This window comes from Sphingobium sp., assembly GCA_023266575.1.
GTDB lineage: Bacteria > Pseudomonadota > Alphaproteobacteria > Sphingomonadales > Sphingomonadaceae > Sphingobium.
The window spans coordinates 136,933-153,505 of the sequence record JAHFPV010000009.1 but is presented as its reverse complement, the minus strand read 5'-3'; the positions used below and the strand labels follow the sequence as shown (position 1 = coordinate 153,505).

Here is a 16,573-nt window from a genome sequence, read left to right as displayed (position 1 = left end):
CTCGACTTCGGCTCTAACCCAGAAACCCACGGTCCCATCCGTCAGACCGTCTGGGGTGGCCACCCCAGACGGTCAACCCGAATGCAACTGCTCTCAGGTCAACCGCAAGATGCAAGAAACCAGCGCACTACGTTTCTCGACTTCGCTCGAAACGAACGGATGTTGGCGTTTCCCTCACCCACCACGGTGATAATCATATTCCATCGCCCGGCCTTGCTGCTTGGTCAGAATCGCGCCGATGATGGTGCCACCCGCGCGGCGCAAGCGGTCGAAGGCGGCGCGCAGGCCGCCATGGTGGTTGCGGCCCCATTCGACCACGAGCAGGCTGGCCTGCACCTTGCCCGCCAGCAATAGCGCGTCGGTTCCGCCCAGGATCGGCGGCGCGTCGATCAGCACCGTGTCATAGCGGTCGCGGACGGCCAGCAGCAGGGCTTCGAGCGCCGGGGTCGCCAGCAGTTCCGCCGGGTTGGGCGGCACCGCGCCGCAGGGGAGCAGGTCGACGCCCGTCGTGCTGGTCTCGAGGATGACCTGATCCGCGTTCGCCTGCCCGGTCAATAATGCGCTGATGCCGCGCCCGGCGGGCAGGCGGAACAGGCTGTGCTGGACCGGGCGACGCATATCGCCGTCGACCACCAGCACGCGCTTGCCCAGCCCCGCCAGCGCCAGTGCGAGGGCATGAAGTGTCAACGACTTGCCCTCCCCCTCCTGCGCGCTGGTGACGAGGATGGAGCGCGGCAGGCCACCCGCCGACGCCAGCAGCAGGGAGGAGGCGAGCGGCGAGAAGATGTCGACCGGCTGGGGCGCATCGCCGGTCACCGGCACCGCACCCAGCAGCGGCAGCCCGACCCGCTCCGCCAGCGTATCGGCGGAGGTGACGGCATCATCAAACATATGCCGGGCCGCGACCAGCAGCAGGCCCAGCGCGATCCCGCCGAGCGACGCCAGCAACAGCGTCACGCCGATGCGGGGCGAGAAGGGCCGGGTCGGCACGGCGGCGCGATCGAGCGGCTGAATGCGCCCTGCCTGAAATCCGGCCTGCGACGCCATGTCGCGATAGCGCTGGAGCAGGCTGTCATGCAGCATCCGGTAGGTATCGACCGAGCGTTCCAAGATGCCGGTCTGCACGTCGCGCCCGCGTTCGGCCTGCACCTGCCGTTCCAGATCGGCGATTTCGGCCGCGATCTGGGTTTCGCCATGCACCGCGACCTCATATTGTTCGCGCAGCGATGCGCGGATGGTGTTGGCCATCACCTCCGCCTGATCGTCCAGCGCAGCCAGGCGCGCGCGGGCTTCGCGCATGTCGGGATGGGCGTCCTTGCGAAACTGGCGTTCCTCGACAATGGCGGCGCGGGCTTCGGCGCGGCTGGCCATCAACGTTTGCATCGCGCCATTGCCCAGCACTTCGGGCAGGGTTTCGGCGCTCGCCCGGCGTGCGCCCTCCCAGCGTTTCTGCGCCGCGATACGATCCGCCAGCGCCTGCGCATGATAGGCGTTCAGCTGGGCGAGGCGGGCGGTGATGGTGCCTTCCGGTGGGGGTTGCGTGTCGCTTTCTTCGCCCGTCGTCGTGCTGGTACGGGCGGCATAGACCGCCAGATCGCGCTCCGCCCGTGCCAGATCGTTGCGCGCGCCGTCCAGTTCGCCGAGCAGAAAGCGGCGGGCCTGCACGCCCGATTCAAAGCCGCGTTTCAGGTCCGCGCGGATCAGGCTGTCGGCATAGCTGTTGGCGACGCGCGCCGACAGGACCGGGTCGGCGCTGACGAAGCTGATGCGCAGGACGCGGGACTTGCCGGGCAGATCGACTTCCAGATTGTCGCGCAGCAAGCGGATGACAGCGTCCTGTTCGACCTGCCGCTGGGTCAGGCTGCCCGCGCCTTCGGTGGGGCGGTGGCGGTCCATACCGGCAAAGAAAGTGGGCGTGCCGACCAGCGCAAGATCGCGTGCGACCTCTTCGGCCAGCGCACGGCTGCGCAGCACTTCCAACTCGGTCTGCATCAGCGATTCGATGTCGCCCGGCGCAACGCGCGGGGTGGCCTGCGCCCCTGCCCCGGCGGCGCCTGCGGGTATGTCCTGCACCTCGACCGAAGCCGTCGCGCGATAGTCGGGGGTGGACATGAGGATGAACAACGCGCCCGCCAGCAGGCATAGCGCCATGGTGACGAACAGGATGACGCGATGACGGCGCAGCACGGCCCAGCCGTGGCGCGTGGCGGCGGCGAAGCGGGCGGCGCGGCCTTCGTCCGATGCGATGGTCTCAGCCGCGCTCATCAATTCTTCCCGTCAAGCGCGATGAACCCAGCAGCCAGCGCGGGCGCGGCCAGCAGGGAGCCGCCGAGAATCGCCTTGGCCCGCGACAGGCCGACGATGATAGTATCACCGGGCAGGATTTCAGGATCGGCGGCCTTGCCCCGGCGGATCGCGGCAAGATCGAACATCGCCGCCTGCCGCTGGCCGTCTATCTGCCGCACGACAATGATCTGCGAGAGGCTGGCGAGGCGGGTTGGTCCCTTGGCCAGCGTCACCGCCTGGCTGAGCGTCAGCCGCCCGTCGAGCGGGAACAGGCCCGGCTCGCGCACTTCGCCGTCCACGGCGATGCGGCGACCGACGGCCTTTTTGACAAAGATCGTGACTTGCGGCGACACCAGATAGCGCTGGCCCAGCCGCGCGGCGATCAGATCGGCTGCATCGCCCGATGACAGGCCAGCGACCGGCACATCCCCGATCAGCGGCATCCGCACCATGCCCGCCGCGCTGACCTGCGCATCCTCCAGCGACAGGCCCGGCTCATGATAGACCTGGATGCGCAGCACATCGTCGGGGGAAAGGCGATAATCGGCACCGGTTGCGGGCGCTGCCGGGATGAGCGCATAGGCGGCGTCGCCGCGCGGTGCCTGCTCGACGCTGGCACAGGCCGACAGCAAGGCGCAGCCTGTCATCGCGGCATATATCTGCCTGATGGTCATCTGCACATCTGCCCCCTTATGGCCCACTTGAGGCCGGGGGGTAGCGGTGCGGCACGGCGATGGCAACCACAGGCGCGACGGGTCGCGCCCGATGGCCGATTGTCAGACGGCGAGGCGTCCCGGTGCCGGTTCGGCAATACGGCGCGGCTGGTCGGGCCAGATGCCGCGCGTGTCATAAACAGCCTTGCCGACACGTTCATCGACGGGGACAGATTTGAACATGTCATGATCGACAAGAATGACGAACACGCCGCATTGTTCCAGAGCCGTATCGAGATCGATCAGTTCCGCGCCGGTCCCGGCAAATTCCATCGGCAATGCGTGGGCATAGGGTTCGACCAGCTTGATCCGGCGACCATAGCGACGGGCGAGGCGCGCCGCGACCTTGACCGCCGGGCTTTCGCGGAAATCGTCGATATTCGCCTTGAAGGCGAGGCCAAGGCAGGCGACATTTTCGTTGGCGAAGGCGTCGATCATGTCGGATGCCTTGGCGACGACATAGTCGGTCTTGCCGTCATTCACTTCGCGCGCGGTGCGGATGATGCGGGCATTTTCCGGGTCGCCATGGACGATGAACCAGGGGTCGACCGCAATGCAATGGCCGCCGACGCCGGGGCCGGGCGACAGGATGTTGACGCGCGGATGGCGGTTCGCCAGCCGGATCACCTCCCACACGTCAATGTCCATATTCTCCGCGATCACCGAGAGTTCGTTGGCGAAGGCGATGTTGACGTCGCGGAAGCTGTTTTCGACCAGCTTGACCATCTCCGCCGCGCGGGCGGTCGTGGTGATGCACGCGCCGCGCACGAACTGGCGATAGAAGCCCAGCGCCTTGCGCGCGCAACGGGGCGTGATGCCGCCGATGCAGCGGTCATTGTCGATCAGCTCGACCAGGATACGACCGGGCAGAACCCGCTCCGGGCAATAGGCGATGGCGATATCGCCCTGCACGCCCTTGCCGGGCATTTTCAGGTCGGGGCGCATGGTGCCGATGACGTCGCGCATCGCTTCGGTCGTGCCGACCGGGGACGTGGATTCCAGGATCACCGTGTCGCCTGCCTTCAGGACCGGGGCGATGGTGCGGGCGGCTTTCAGGACATAGCTGATGTCGGGCGCGCGGTCTTCCGATACCGGGGTCGGCACGGCGATGATGAACACGTCGCTCTCCTCGACCTCCAGACTGGCGCGCAGATTGCCGCGCGCGACGACGCCCTGCACCAGCCCGTCAAGATCGACTTCCTCGATATGCACCCGGCCCGAATTGACGGTTTCCACGACATGGGCGGACACATCCACGCCCACCACCTGCGCACCGCCACGGGCGATCAGGGCTGCGGTCGGCAGGCCGATATAGCCAAGGCCGATGACGGAAACCTTCTGCTTGGTGTCGACGGGCATGGAGGGGCAGTCCTTATGAGGCTAAGATTTGCCCCAGTTTCTGCCCGAAAATGCTGAAGATTTCGGTAACGGTGGCACATATCAGAGTTGTGCGTTTAAGGTGGTGGTGCGACCATCTACCCAATGCCCGCAGCCATAAAGCAAAGGACGCTGCCATAAAAACGAAGTTCCCCCTCCTCGTCCTGCTCATTGGATTAAGCTGCATAGCTATCGCGGCGTTCAGCTTTCTTTCGGAGAGAGCAAGGCCATCAAGCTTCGTGTTAAAAGCCATCGATGGTTGCCCTGGCCTCCCCCCAAATGAAACGCCCACACCTTGGATAGCCAAGGACAAATGTGGCGCGTCTCCCTTGGCGCGACAGATCATGGCCTGCGGCGTCAAACAATATCGACTGGAAATGAACTCGGAAAATACGACGGCGATCATCCCACTGACACCCGACATCGAAAAAATCTCTGCCTGCCTGATGTTCCAAAAGCAAATACGAATATGGATCGCGAATGACGAACAACAGGGTTAGCGTCCTGCGATAACGCCAGCAATCCGCTCCGCCGCATGGCCATCGCCAAAAGGATTATGCGCCCGCGCCATGGCGTCATAGGCGTCCTCATCGTCCAGCAGCGCCAGCACCTCGCGCACGATCAACGCGCGGTCGGTCCCGACCAGTTTCGCCGTTCCAGCCTCCACCCCTTCGGGCCGTTCGGTGGTTTCGCGCATCACCAGCACCGGCTTGCCGAGCGAAGGGGCTTCTTCCTGCACACCGCCGCTGTCGGTCAGGACCAGGGTGCAGAGATCGAGCAGGCGGACGAAATGGGGGTAATCGAGCGGCTCGATCATCGCGACATTGGGCAGGTCGCCCAGCACGGCGTCCATGATCGGGCGGACATTGGGGTTGGGATGGACGGGGAAGATCACCGCAACGTCGGGGCGGGCCGCGACGTCGGCGATGGAACGGGCGATCGCCTCCATGCCGCCGCCGAAATTTTCGCGCCTATGGCTGGTGACGGCAATGATGCGCTTGCCAGCAAAGCGCGCGGCGAGATCGTCCAGGCCACTGGCAAGCGTTGGATCGGCCAGCACCCGGTCGCGGGTCGCGAGCAGCGCGTCGATCACGGTATTCCCGGTGATGTGGATGCCCGCCGCATCGCGGCTTTCGCGCAGCAGCGCGTCGGCAGCGGCTTGCGTGGGGGCGAAGTTCATGTCGGCAATACAGGCGACGACGCGGCGGTTCACCTCCTCGGGCCATGGATGGTGGATGTCACCGCTGCGCAGGCCCGCCTCGACATGGGCGACCGGGATCTTGCGATAATAGGCCGCAAGGCTCGCGACCATGGTGGTCAGCGTGTCGCCATGGACCACGATGCGATCGGGCTTTTCCGCGTCGAACGCCTTGCCCAGCTCGACGATCAGCTTGGCGGTCAGCCCGTCGAGCGTCTGGTTGGGGACCATGACGTCAAGGTCGACGTCAGGCACGATTCCGGCAATCTCCAGCACCTGATCCAGCAGCCCGCGATGCTGGGCCGTCACGATGACGCGGGTTTCCACGCCGGACCGCGCGCGAAGGGCGTGAATCACGGGGAACATCTTGATCGCTTCGGGGCGGGTGCCGAACACTATGGCGACCTTCATCGGGCAACCTTCATCATCAACCTTTCATGCTGCAAAGCGGTATCGCAGCCCGATGTGGCAGAGAAATGTAACCATCGCCTGAACGCGGGCCGCCCGACGATGGTTTTGCAACTGCTCGATGCTATGCTGGCGCATCAACACTTGCGCGGGTAATGCTCACTTTATGAAATGTGCGACGATCGAGGCGGGCTTTGCGCCCACGCGCTTTGGCGGTGTCGGCCGTTGATGTGGCCGTGGGACGAAGAGGCGCACGACAGCGCCCTGCCCCGCTGGCGTCACTGGCTGATGGCGGCGGCGATAGTGATCGTCCTCAGCGCCATCATGCCGATCCTCGCCGCCTTTTCCTGAAGCCTAAGCCTTGATCTTCCAGCCGCGCTTCAACAGCGTGTAGCAGAGCGCGCCAAGCCCGATATTGAGCGCCAGAAGCACGCTGCTGCCCACGATGATATTGGTGTCCGCCGCCGCGACGAAGCCATAGCGGAAGCCTGAAATGATATAGAAGAAGGGGTTGGCGTGGCTGATCGCCTGAAAGAAGGGCGGCAGCCGGTCGATCGAGTAGAAGGTGCCGGACAGCAGCGCGAGCGGGCCGATGAGGAAGTTGGTGACCGCGGCATTATGATCGAACTTGTCGGCCCAGATGGAGGTCAGCACGCCCAGAAAGGCGATGAAGCTGGTGCCGATCAGCGCGAACCACAGCACCGCCCACAGATGCGCCGGAGTGACATGAACGCCCGGCCACAGCGCCATCGCCGCCCATAGCGCCGAACCGACGAACAAGGCGCGCGTGACGGAGGAGGCGACCAGCGCGCCCAATAATTCGCCGACCGAAATCGGCGGCATCAGATAATCGACCAGCGTTCCCTGCACCTTGCCCACCATCAGCGGAAAACTCGCATTGGCGAAGCAGGCGTTGATCATGCCCATGATGATGAGGCCGGGGGCTACGAAATCGGCAAAGGGCACCGCCTGTCCGCGCAGCATCACGGTGCGGCCGCTCCCCCCCAGGGCGACGATGAAGATGACCAGGAACAGCAGGGTGGTGATCGCAGGGCCCCATACTGTCTGAAGCTGCACCTTCATGAAGCGGCGCACTTCCTTGAGGTAAAGCGCCCAGCTACCCGCCCAGTTGATGTTGCGAATCACCGGCACCCCCGGTTCGGGGAATGGCGGCAGGGCTGGGGCGGATGGGGCAATTTTGGGCTGGTCGTTCATGGATGGATCGACTATCGGCTGAGAGGATTTGCTGCAAGGGCGCTGTTCACACATTTGAACCTGCGCACCGGCTTCCCATATAGGGACGCAGCCAGATATTTTGAGGAGTGTTTCATTGTCCTGGACCGACGAGCGTATCGACCAGCTCAAGGGGATGTGGGAGCGCGGCCTGACCGCCAGCCAGATTGCCGAGGAACTGGGCGGCGTCAGCCGCAATGCGGTGATCGGCAAGGCCCATCGCCTTGGCCTGCAATCGCGTCCTTCGCCGGTCAAGGCCAATGACGCGCCCAAGAAAGCAGCCGTGCCACCGCGCAAGCCCGCAAGCACCGCTCCGGCGGTCGAGGCAGAGGCCGCGCCGCGTCCGGCCACGCCCGCGCCAGCGGCTGAAACCCCGGCCCCGGTCCGCGCCTTCACGCCCGCCGCTGCGCCCGCCGCGCCTGCGCCCGTCACTGACGAAGCACCGGTCGTCGCGCCCAAGCCGCAGCCGCGCATCGTGTCGGTCGGGCCGGGTGGTTTCCTGCGTCAGGGTCCGGGCGACCAGCAGGCACCGATCCCGCCTGCGCCGCCCCGCCGTCTGGTTCCGGCCAAGCCGAGCGCCGAGATTGCAGGCAAGACATCGCTGCTCGATCTGACCGAGCGGATCTGCAAATGGCCGATGGGGCATCCGGGTGAGCCGGACTTCCATTTCTGTGGCGAGCAGGTGAACCCCGGCTTCCCCTATTGCGTCGAACATTGCGGTCGCGCCTATCAGGCGCAACTGCCGCGCGGCACCCGCCGCCCGCCCCCGCCGCTGCCCTTTGGTGGCCCACGGGTTCGCTAAGCCTTTAGCACAGACGCAAAAAAGGGGCCGGTTCCTTCGCAGGAACCGTCCCCTTTTTTAATGCCTGAATCAGAAGCGGAAGCTGGTGGTCACCATAACGCTCTGCGTGTCGAACTTGTCGCCGCGATTGATGCTGGCGCCGCCCGACGGCGTGATGCGGAACGGGTTGGTGGCAGGCGCACTGCCCGCGCCGACATCGACGCGATAATCGCCGACATTATAGCGGGTCCACAAATAGCGGGCGCCGATCGAGAAATTGTCGGACACTTTCGCTTCGATACCGCCACCTGCGGTCCAGCCCCATGCATCTTCCTTGGCATCGACCTGCGTAAAGCTGTTCGCGCCATTGCTGGTGCCAAAGCTGTTCTTGACCTTCGCATAGGCCAGACCGCCGGTGATGTAGGGCATGATGCCGCCGGGCGTGGTGTAGCCCAGGCGCGCACGCAGATTGCCGTTCCAGTCGATCCGGCGCGTCATGGTGTAGAAGGCAGGCGTGGTCGAATATTCGCTCACGCTATCGCTGATATAGGCCTTGCCCGCTTCGGCGACGACACCGGCGACAATGCCGCCAAACTGCATGTCATAGCCGACATGGCCCATCCAGCCGATCGCATCCTTGTCGTCGTCGCAACCCTGAACCGGGGTAGAGCCACGCGCTGCGCCGCCGCAGGTGCCTGGCGAGAAAGCGTTGGCGCCGGTCGTCGTGCGAATGGTGTCATTGTACGTGCCGTCTGCGTTGGTGTCGAAGCGCAGATGTTCGCCCTGATCGCTCTTCTGCCAATTATAGCCAAACGACCCGCCGACATAAGGACCGGTCCAGTCGACCGTGCCGCTATCCTGCGCGAGGGCGGGCGCTGCCGCCAGAACGAGCGCCAGGGTGGCGCCAAGCGGCGCGATACGGTTGAAATGCATTGAAAAATCTCCTCGCCTGATCGGGTGTAAAAACCCAACTGCGATCCGCTAACGGCTTGAACGGCGCTTTTGTTTCACATCGCAATGCAACATTTTGTTGCTGTTGCCATTTCAGCACAGCGCTTGCGCGGATCGTCCGCCTGCCTATAGCTTGCAATCATGTCCGATGACCTGTTCGCCGCCCAGCCCACATCCTCCCCTGGCTATGATGCCTCCGCCATTGAAGTGCTCGAAGGACTGGAACCGGTCCGTCGTCGCCCCGGCATGTATATTGGCGGCACCGACGAACGTGCGCTGCACCATCTGGCGTCCGAAGTGCTGGACAATAGCATGGACGAGGCGGTCGCGGGCCATGCCACCCGGATCGAAGTGACGCTGGAGCCGGGCAACCGGCTGACCATCACCGACAATGGCCGCGGCATCCCGGTCGATCCGCACCCGAAATTCCCCGGCAAGTCCGCGCTGGAAGTCATCATGACCACGCTCCATTCCGGCGGCAAGTTCACCGACAAGGCCTATGCCACGTCGGGCGGCCTGCATGGCGTGGGGATCAGCGTGGTGAACGCGCTGTCGACCACCACCATGGTAGAAGTCGCCCGCAACAAGGAATTGTTCCGTCAGAGCTTTTCGCAGGGTCATCCGACCAGCGCGCTCGAAAAGGTCGGCGCGGCCCCCAACCGGCGCGGCACGTCGGTCAGCTTCGTTCCCGATACGGAGATTTTCGGCGAGCAGAAATTCAAGCCCGCGCGCCTCCACCGCCTGGCCCGGTCCAAGGCCTATCTGTTCGCGGGCGTCGAGATACGCTGGAAATGCGCGCCGGAACTGATCAGCGACGATACGCCAGCTGAAGCCGTGTTCCAGTTTCCCGGTGGCCTTGCCGATCATCTGAAGGAACAGGTCGGCGACCGCGAATGTGCGACCAGCGTTTTCTTTGCGGGCAATCAGGATTTTCCCGGCACCGCTGGCCGGGTCGAATGGGCGGTCGCCTGGCCGCTCTGGTCCGATGGCAGCTATAGCTGGTATTGCAACACCATCCCGACCCCCGATGGCGGCACCCATGAAGCGGGGCTGCGTACCGCTCTGGTCAAGGGTATCCGCGCCTTTGGCGACCTGATCGGCCAAAAGAAGGCCAAAGACATCACCGCCGACGACATCATGACGTCATCGGAAATCATGCTGTCCGTGTTCATTCGCGATCCGCAATTTCAGAGCCAGACCAAGGACCGGCTGACCAGTCCCGACGCGGCGCGGCTGGTGGAAAATGCGGTGCGGGACCATTTCGACCATTTCCTGACCGACCATATGGATCGCGGCAAGGCGCTGCTAGCCTATGTCATCGACCGGATGGACGAGCGGCTCAAGCGCAAGCAGGAAAAGGACGTCAAGCGCAAGACCGCGACCAGCGCGCGCAAGCTGCGCCTGCCCGGCAAGCTGACCGACTGTTCGACCGACAATCCCGAAGGCACCGAGATTTTCCTGGTCGAAGGCGATTCGGCGGGCGGCTCCGCCAAGCAGGCGCGCGATCGCAAGACCCAGGCGATCCTGCCCCTGCGCGGCAAGATTTTGAACGTCGCGTCGGCCAATAATGCCAAGATATTGGCCAATCAGGAAATTGCCGACATGATCCTGGCGCTGGGCTGCGGCACGCGCAAGGACTGCAACCCCGACAATCTGCGCTATGACCGCATCGTCATCATGACCGACGCAGACGTGGACGGCGCGCATATCGCGACGCTGCTGATGACCTTCTTCTTTCAGGAAATGCCGGAACTGGTGCGGCGCGGGCATCTCTATCTGGCGCAACCGCCGCTCTATCGCATCGTGGCTGGCGGCAAGAGCCTCTATGCCAAGGATGATGCGCATCGCGAGGAGCTGATGCGCAAGGAGTTCAAGGGCAAGAAGGTCGAGGTCAGCCGCTTCAAGGGGCTAGGCGAAATGAACCCGATGCAGCTGCGCGAAACCACCATGGACCCCAAGACCCGCAGCCTGATCCGCATCACCCTGCCCGCCGATGTCGAGGAACGCGCCAGCGTGCGCGATCTGGTCGACCGGCTGATGGGCACCAACCCGGCGCACCGCTTCGCCTTCATTCAGGAAAATGCCGCAGCGGTGGACGAGGAAGCGATCGACGCATGAGGGGCCGTTTAACCCCGATACGGATATAGCGTGTGCGGCTCTGGTCGATCCTCATCACCCTGTTTGTGATTTTCCTGCCGACCGGCAGCCTTGCCCAACCCACTGTCGCCTATCAGCAACGGGCATCGCAACTGCTCGACATGCTCAGCGCCCCTGTTGGCGAGGACGCCTATTTCTCCACCCTGTTCCTGGACGCCGTGCCGGTCGCGCAGTGGCGCGCGCTGGCGGCCGATCTGCGCAAGCAGCATGGCAAGCCGTTGGCGCGCGGAGCGGTGCAGGTGGAAAGCCCGACCACGGGCGTGGTGGAAATCCGCTATGAGCGGGCAACGATCGGCTTCACCCTCGTCGTAGCGCCGCAAGCGCCCCACCGCGTCATCGGCCTGCAACTGGTGGGCATAAAGCAAAACGATGACAGCATGGACCGGGTATTGGCCGACATCGCGGTCCTACCCGGTCAGGCAGCCCTTTCCATAGCCCGGCTGGACGAGGCAGGGCCGGTCTGGCTACATGGCCATCGGGCCGATGCGCTGATGGCCACCGGGTCATCGTTCAAACTCTATATCGTGGCGGAACTCGCCCGCGCCGTGGCGGCCGGAGAGCGGCGCTGGAGCGATGTGATCCCGCTATCGCACAAGAGCTTTTCGGGACGGCTGCTGACAAGCCCGGATGGTGCGCCGATGACACTGCACAGTCTGGCGCTGGCGATGATCGCGGAGAGCGACAATAGCGCGGCTGACACGCTGTTGCTGGCGCTGGGGCGGGCGCGGGTCGACGCGATGGTCGGGACGAGCGGCCATGCCCGCCCGGACGCGACACTGCCGCTGCTGACCACGGCGGAGGCGTTCGCGCTCAAAATGCCCGCCAATGCCGACCTTGCGCGCCGCTATGTCGCCGCGACGCCGGATGCGCGCCGCGCATTGATCGCAGCCGATGCCAAACGGCTGACGGCAGGTGCGGTGGATATCGGCACGGTTGCGGAAGTGCCGACCGCGATCGACAGCATCGAATGGTTCGCCACGCCGCGCGATATGGTCCATTTGCTCGACTGGCTGCGGCGAAACGGCGGCGATGCGCTGCCGATCCTGGCGGTCAATCCCGGCATCGCGCCTGCCGACGCGAAACGCTGGCGCTATCTGGGCTATAAGGGCGGATCGGAGCCGGGCGTGATCGCCATGAATTTTCTGGCGCAGGGGCGCGATGGCCGCTGGTTCGCGATCGCGGCCAGCTGGAACGACAGCGCCGCCCGCGTCGATGAAGCCCGCTTCGTGACGCTGCTGACCCGCGCGCTGAACCTGATCGCTCAATGAGACAGGGTTCAGCGCAGCGGATCAGTCATCATCATTCAATATGCGCAGGGCAGACCCGTCGGGATCGTCAAATTGCCCGGCGGTCAATGCCCAGAAGAAGGCACCAAGGCCGACAAGTCCCAGCAGCAGCGCAATGGGAATGAGGAGGGCAAGGCCGATCATCGCGCAGCCCGCCGCAACCGCAGGGCATTGGCAATGACGATCAACGACGAACTGGACATGGCCAGAGCAGCGACCAGCGGCGTGACCAGCCCGGCAATCGCCAGCGGCACCGCCAATATATTATAGCCCACGGCCAGCAGGAAATTCTGACGCACGACCGCCAGCGTCCGCCGGGACGCACGTACGGCAACCGCGACGGAGGCCAGGCTGTCGCCCAGAAACACGACATCGGCGGCCAATTGACTGACGTCACTGGCGGAAGATGGCGCCAGGCTGACATGCCCCGCCGCGAGCGCCGGACCATCATTCAGACCATCCCCCACCATCAGCACGCGATGCCCCTGCGCCTTGAGCCGCTCGATCATCGCCAGCTTGGCCTGCGGGCTCATATGGCCGGTCGCCAACATGCCCGTCGCGGCGGCGACATCGTGCAGTGCCTGGGGCCGGTCGCCGCTTGCAATGATCGGATCAAGGCCAAGAGCGCGCAGCTCCGCAGCCGTGGCAGCGGCATCGGGACGCAGCATGTCGGCAAAGGTCAGGAGACTATGGCGCTCACCGTCCCGATATTCCGTGGACAGGCTGGTCCAGTTGCCCGCCTGTTCCGGTCGGGCAAGCGAGACGGCCCTCCCCTGCCACCGCCCGGTTACGCCAACACCGGCTTCCTCTCGCAGGTCGGACAGCGTGGCCGCAACGACGCCCTGCCGTTGCAGCGCCTCGGCCAATGCGACGCTCAGCGGATGGCGGCTGGCGCGGGCCAGCGCCAGCACGACGGGCCGGGCATCGGACGGCAGCACATCCAGGTTCACCGGCATTGGCCGACCAAGCGTCAACGTGCCGGTCTTGTCGAAAATCGCGCGGTCGGCCTCTGCCAGCCGCTCCAGCGCGGAGCCGTCCTTGACCAATATGCCGCGCCGCATCAGCGCGCCGCACGCCACCACCTGCGCGGCAGGCACGGCGAGGCCAAGGGCGCAGGGACAGGTGATGAGCAGCACGGCGGTGGCGATCAGCAGCGCCTGATGCAGGCCAGCGCCCGCGATCATCCACCCCGCGAACGACAGGGCGGCCAGCAGATGCACGGCAGGCGCATATAGCCGCGCCGCCCGGTCGGCAATGCGGACATAGCGGGACTTGCCCTGCCCGGCGGCGTCCATCATCCGCGCTATATCGGCGATCAGCGTATCCGCACCCGCCGCGCGCACGACGACGCTGAGCGGCCCGTCCATATTGAGCGCACCCGCATGAACGCCGTCACCGACCCCGACGGCCATCGGCTGGCTCTCGCCAGTCAGGAAGGCAAGATCGACGCTGCTTTTGCCTTCGCGAATTTCGCCATCGGCGGCAAAGCGTTCGCCCGCAGCCACCTGCATCATCATGCCCGGCACCAGCGCCCGCGCGGCGACCCAGCGACGCTGGCCCGCTTCGATCACATAAGCGCCCGGCGCGGTCTGGCGCAGCAGCGCGGCAACGCCGTCGCGCGCCCGGCCCCGCATCATGGCGTCCAGGCATCGCCCGGCCAACAGGAAGGTCAGCAGCATCACCGCGCCGTCGAACCAGGCATGGGCGCCGCCGGTGATCGTCTCATACAGGCTCATGCCCGTTGCCAGCAGCACCCCGATGCTGATCGGCACGTCCATATTGGTCCGCCCGGCACGCAGCGCGGCGAAGGCGGAACGGAAGAAGGGCTGCCCGGCATAGGCGACGGTCGGCAGCGCGATCAGGGCGGACAACCAGTGGAACAGCTCACGGGTCGCGCCCATCGCCCCGGACCAGATCGATACCGACAGTAGCATGATGTTCATCGACGCAAAGCCCGCGACGGCCAGCGCGCGCAACAGTCGCTTGTCCTGCGCGCTCTCTACCTCGATCGTCGGATCGGCCAGGGGTTCGGCGGCAAAGCCGATGCCCGCTATGGCTGCGCGCAAATCCGGCACGGTCAGCGCCGGATCATGGGTGATGGAGACGCGCCGGGCCGAATAGTTGACGCGCGCGGCGTGGATGCCCGGCAGCATGGCCAGCCCGCGCTCGACCTTGGCGATGCAACCGGCGCAATGCATGTCCGGCACCGCGAATATGCTATGGGCCGTCTCCAGCACGACCGGATCGGGCGACAGGGTGACAGGCTCGCTCTGCATCATCCGTTCCTTTCCACAAAGCGCATGGCATGGCCGTCGGCCTGGACGGTCCAATGGATGATCCATCGCCCGGCGGGCAACGGGGTTGCCGCGCGCCACTGGCCGTCCGCCTGCACCTCAAAGCGCAAGGGGATGTCGGCAGCGCGCCCCAGCGGATGCTCGGCCGTCGCGGCAACCGACGTCGGGGTTGCGCTTGGCCCTTCCAAAGTCAGGACCAAATGGCGTCCGGCATCCAGCCGCGTTTGCTGCCGCCAGCCACGCGCATCCTGCCGCCGCGCCATGGCGAGCCATTCATTGAAACGCTGGCTCGCGACATAGCTATTGTCGACCACCGTCCCGCCAAAGCCCCCGATGGCGTAGCTGGCCATCAGGACATTCACCGCAATGACCACGGCAAAGAAGCCGACGAAAATCCCCGCGACATGACGACCGTTGAGGCGAAAACCGGTCATTATTGCAGCCTTTCAAAATGGGCGGGTTCACGGTCAGCGCCACCTTCGCGATCGGTGGCGCGGACAGTGAAAGCAAAGTCCTGACGCAGCGGGCCATGGGCTGGCGCGGCGAGGAAGAGGCGCAGTTTCGCCACGCTGTCGGGCGGGACGACCGTGTCGATTGCCGCCCGCGCATCGGCCCGGCCATCACGGTCGGTCCAGAGGCTGACCCCGGCCAGCCCCTCCACCGTGACCCGCATCGGCCGGGGTCGCGATTCCATGTTGCGCAGCTTGACCGTGAAGGCATTGCGGATCGTGCCGTCGGACAGGCGCATGGCGACAGGGTTGCGATCCTGCTGCGCGCTGATGTCCATGCGCGTGCGGGTGCCGAGCGCAAACAGCATCGCCGCGCCGACCGCGCTCCACAGCGTCAGATAGACGAGCGTGCGAACGTGGAGCAGCGACCGAAGGACGGGGCGTGGCGCGCGGCCCGCCTTTTCCGCATTGGCGTCATCCTCGGTACAATAGTCGATCAGGCCGCGTGGCCGCCCGACCTGTCCCATCACCTTGTCGCAGGCGTCGATGCAGAGCGCGCAGGTGATGCAGCCGATCTGCGGCCCTTGCCGAATGTCGATGCCGGTGGGACAGACCGCGACGCACTGGTCACAATCGATGCAATCGCCAAAGGCGTCGGGTTGCGCCTGCGCTTTCTTGAGGCTGCCGCGCCGTTCGCCGCGCCAATGCTTGTAGGTGACGACCAGCGATTTTTCATCGAGCATAGCGGTCTGGATGCGCGGCCAGGGGCACATATAGATGCACACCTGTTCGCGCATGAACCCGCCCAGGATGAAGGTCGTCGCAGTCAGGACGGCGACGGTGGCATAGGCGACACTCGCCGCGGTCCCGGTCCAGAACTGATGCTGGAGCGTCGGCGCATCGGCGAAATAGAATATCCACGCGCCGCCAGTGCCAAAGGCGATGACCAACCAGACGCTCCATTTGGCGACCCGCCGGGCGATCTTGCCCGCAGTCCAGGGCGCCCTGTCGAGCCGGATCTGCGCATTGCGGTCGCCATCCATCCACCGTTCGACATGCTGGTACAGGTCCGTCCACACCGTCTGTGGACAGGCATAACCGCACCAGGCCCGCCCGACCGCGGAGGTCACCAGGAACAGGCCGACCCCGGCCATGACCAGCAGCCCCGCGACATAGTAAAATTCATGCGGCCATATCTCGATCGCGAACATATAGAAGCGACGATGGGCGAGATCGATCAGCACAGCCTGATCGGGCGCATAGGGACCGCGATCCCAGCGTAGCCAGGGGGTGATCCAGTAGATGGCGAGCGTGACCGCCATCACCGCCCATTTCAGGCGACGGTAGAAACCATCGACCGCCTTGGGATAAACGCCCTTGCGCTTTTCGTAGAGGGACAGGGAGGCGGTGGTCATGGGAGGTCAGCCTGACGCCCGCCAT

At 65.1% G+C, this 16,573-nt stretch carries 15 protein-coding genes; 5 read left to right on the top strand and 10 right to left on the bottom strand.

Annotated features, from left to right (window positions below; genetic code table 11):
* Nucleotides 1-174: 174 nt before the first annotated feature.
* The 3 genes from Q0D44_RS10915 to wecC form a co-directional block, all read right to left on the bottom strand.
* Nucleotides 175-2,265, bottom strand: a complete 2,091-nt coding sequence (locus Q0D44_RS10915; RefSeq protein WP_294136499.1) for a polysaccharide biosynthesis tyrosine autokinase — start codon at nt 2,263-2,265, stop codon at nt 175-177.
* Nucleotides 2,265-2,960 (bottom strand): polysaccharide biosynthesis/export family protein, encoded by a 696-nt coding sequence (locus tag Q0D44_RS10910; protein WP_294136510.1) that lies wholly within the window; start codon nt 2,958-2,960, stop codon nt 2,265-2,267. Before Q0D44_RS10910 ends, Q0D44_RS10915 begins: the two co-directional genes overlap by 1 nt.
* 102 nt (nt 2,961-3,062) lie before the next feature.
* Nucleotides 3,063-4,358: a UDP-N-acetyl-D-mannosamine dehydrogenase gene (gene wecC / locus Q0D44_RS10905; protein WP_294136498.1), complete on the bottom strand. Its 1,296-nt coding sequence runs from the start codon at nt 4,356-4,358 to the stop codon at nt 3,063-3,065.
* Between the two features lie 50 nt (nt 4,359-4,408).
* On the opposite strand from wecC, the gene Q0D44_RS10900 reads away from it, so the two are divergent.
* Nucleotides 4,409-4,876, top strand: coding sequence for a hypothetical protein (locus Q0D44_RS10900; RefSeq protein WP_294136497.1), 468 nt, complete (start codon nt 4,409-4,411; stop codon nt 4,874-4,876).
* Here the strand turns inward: Q0D44_RS10900 and wecB are convergent.
* The gene (gene wecB, locus Q0D44_RS10895; RefSeq protein WP_294136496.1) at nt 4,873-5,985 is read right to left on the bottom strand and encodes a UDP-N-acetylglucosamine 2-epimerase (non-hydrolyzing); all 1,113 of its coding nucleotides are present in this window, start codon (nt 5,983-5,985) and stop codon (nt 4,873-4,875) included. The genes Q0D44_RS10900 and wecB overlap by 4 nt on opposite strands.
* Nucleotides 5,986-6,207: 222 nt before the next feature.
* On the opposite strand from wecB, the gene Q0D44_RS10890 reads away from it, so the two are divergent.
* The gene (locus tag Q0D44_RS10890; RefSeq protein WP_294136511.1) at nt 6,208-6,333 is read left to right on the top strand and encodes a hypothetical protein; all 126 of its coding nucleotides are present in this window, start codon (nt 6,208-6,210) and stop codon (nt 6,331-6,333) included.
* 3 nt (nt 6,334-6,336) lie between these two features.
* Here the strand turns inward: Q0D44_RS10890 and Q0D44_RS10885 are convergent, their stop codons facing one another.
* Nucleotides 6,337-7,197 carry an ABC transporter permease gene (locus tag Q0D44_RS10885; protein WP_294136495.1) on the bottom strand — a complete coding sequence of 287 codons (861 nt, stop codon included), beginning with the start codon at nt 7,195-7,197 and terminating at the stop codon, nt 6,337-6,339.
* A gap of 115 nt (nt 7,198-7,312) precedes the next feature.
* Between Q0D44_RS10885 and Q0D44_RS10880 the strand changes: the two genes are divergently transcribed.
* On the top strand, nt 7,313-8,017 hold the full coding sequence (locus tag Q0D44_RS10880; RefSeq protein WP_294136494.1) for a GcrA family cell cycle regulator: 705 nt from the start codon (nt 7,313-7,315) through the stop codon (nt 8,015-8,017).
* A 69-nt stretch (nt 8,018-8,086) separates the two neighbouring features.
* Here Q0D44_RS10880 and Q0D44_RS10875 read toward each other — a convergent pair whose 3' ends face one another.
* Nucleotides 8,087-8,929, bottom strand: coding sequence for an outer membrane beta-barrel protein (locus Q0D44_RS10875; RefSeq protein ID WP_294136493.1), 843 nt, complete (start codon nt 8,927-8,929; stop codon nt 8,087-8,089).
* 159 nt (nt 8,930-9,088) lie between these two features.
* Between Q0D44_RS10875 and parE the strand changes: the two genes are divergently transcribed.
* Both parE and Q0D44_RS10865 read left to right on the top strand, forming a co-directional pair.
* Nucleotides 9,089-11,065 carry a DNA topoisomerase IV subunit B gene (gene parE, locus Q0D44_RS10870; protein ID WP_294136491.1) on the top strand — a complete coding sequence of 659 codons (1,977 nt, stop codon included), beginning with the start codon at nt 9,089-9,091 and terminating at the stop codon, nt 11,063-11,065.
* 32 nt (nt 11,066-11,097) lie between these two features.
* The gene (locus Q0D44_RS10865; RefSeq protein WP_294136489.1) at nt 11,098-12,372 is read left to right on the top strand and encodes a serine hydrolase; all 1,275 of its coding nucleotides are present in this window, start codon (nt 11,098-11,100) and stop codon (nt 12,370-12,372) included.
* 21 nt (nt 12,373-12,393) lie between these two features.
* On the opposite strand, the gene ccoS is transcribed toward Q0D44_RS10865, so the two are convergent.
* The 4 genes from ccoS to ccoG are packed head-to-tail and all read right to left on the bottom strand — an operon-like array spanning nt 12,394 to nt 16,548.
* Nucleotides 12,394-12,534, bottom strand: coding sequence for a cbb3-type cytochrome oxidase assembly protein CcoS (gene ccoS, locus Q0D44_RS10860; protein ID WP_006959946.1), 141 nt, complete (start codon nt 12,532-12,534; stop codon nt 12,394-12,396).
* Nucleotides 12,531-14,666: a heavy metal translocating P-type ATPase gene (locus Q0D44_RS10855; RefSeq protein WP_294136509.1), complete on the bottom strand. Its 2,136-nt coding sequence runs from the start codon at nt 14,664-14,666 to the stop codon at nt 12,531-12,533. The genes ccoS and Q0D44_RS10855 overlap by 4 nt, the downstream gene beginning before the upstream one ends.
* Nucleotides 14,666-15,118, bottom strand: coding sequence for a FixH family protein (locus Q0D44_RS10850; RefSeq protein ID WP_294136487.1), 453 nt, complete (start codon nt 15,116-15,118; stop codon nt 14,666-14,668). The genes Q0D44_RS10855 and Q0D44_RS10850 overlap by 1 nt, the downstream gene beginning before the upstream one ends.
* Nucleotides 15,118-16,548 carry a cytochrome c oxidase accessory protein CcoG gene (ccoG, locus tag Q0D44_RS10845; protein WP_294136485.1) on the bottom strand — a complete coding sequence of 477 codons (1,431 nt, stop codon included), beginning with the start codon at nt 16,546-16,548 and terminating at the stop codon, nt 15,118-15,120. Before ccoG ends, Q0D44_RS10850 begins: the two co-directional genes overlap by 1 nt.
* Nucleotides 16,549-16,573 lie beyond the last annotated feature (25 nt).

Coding starts and splice junctions, on each gene's coding strand:
- Q0D44_RS10915 (WP_294136499.1), bottom strand. CDS start 2,265: ATGAGCGCGGCTGAGACCATCGCATCGGACGAAGGCCGCGCCGCCCGC.
- Q0D44_RS10910 (WP_294136510.1), bottom strand. CDS start 2,960: ATGACCATCAGGCAGATATATGCCGCGATGACAGGCTGCGCCTTGCTG.
- wecC (WP_294136498.1), bottom strand. CDS start 4,358: ATGCCCGTCGACACCAAGCAGAAGGTTTCCGTCATCGGCCTTGGCTAT.
- Q0D44_RS10900 (WP_294136497.1), top strand. CDS start 4,409: ATGCTGAAGATTTCGGTAACGGTGGCACATATCAGAGTTGTGCGTTTA.
- wecB (WP_294136496.1), bottom strand. CDS start 5,985: ATGAAGGTCGCCATAGTGTTCGGCACCCGCCCCGAAGCGATCAAGATG.
- Q0D44_RS10885 (WP_294136495.1), bottom strand. CDS start 7,197: ATGAACGACCAGCCCAAAATTGCCCCATCCGCCCCAGCCCTGCCGCCA.
- Q0D44_RS10875 (WP_294136493.1), bottom strand. CDS start 8,929: ATGCATTTCAACCGTATCGCGCCGCTTGGCGCCACCCTGGCGCTCGTT.
- parE (WP_294136491.1), top strand. CDS start 9,089: ATGTCCGATGACCTGTTCGCCGCCCAGCCCACATCCTCCCCTGGCTAT.
- ccoS (WP_006959946.1), bottom strand. CDS start 12,534: ATGATCGGCCTTGCCCTCCTCATTCCCATTGCGCTGCTGCTGGGACTT.
- Q0D44_RS10855 (WP_294136509.1), bottom strand. CDS start 14,666: ATGCAGAGCGAGCCTGTCACCCTGTCGCCCGATCCGGTCGTGCTGGAG.
- Q0D44_RS10850 (WP_294136487.1), bottom strand. CDS start 15,118: ATGACCGGTTTTCGCCTCAACGGTCGTCATGTCGCGGGGATTTTCGTC.
- ccoG (WP_294136485.1), bottom strand. CDS start 16,548: ATGACCACCGCCTCCCTGTCCCTCTACGAAAAGCGCAAGGGCGTTTAT.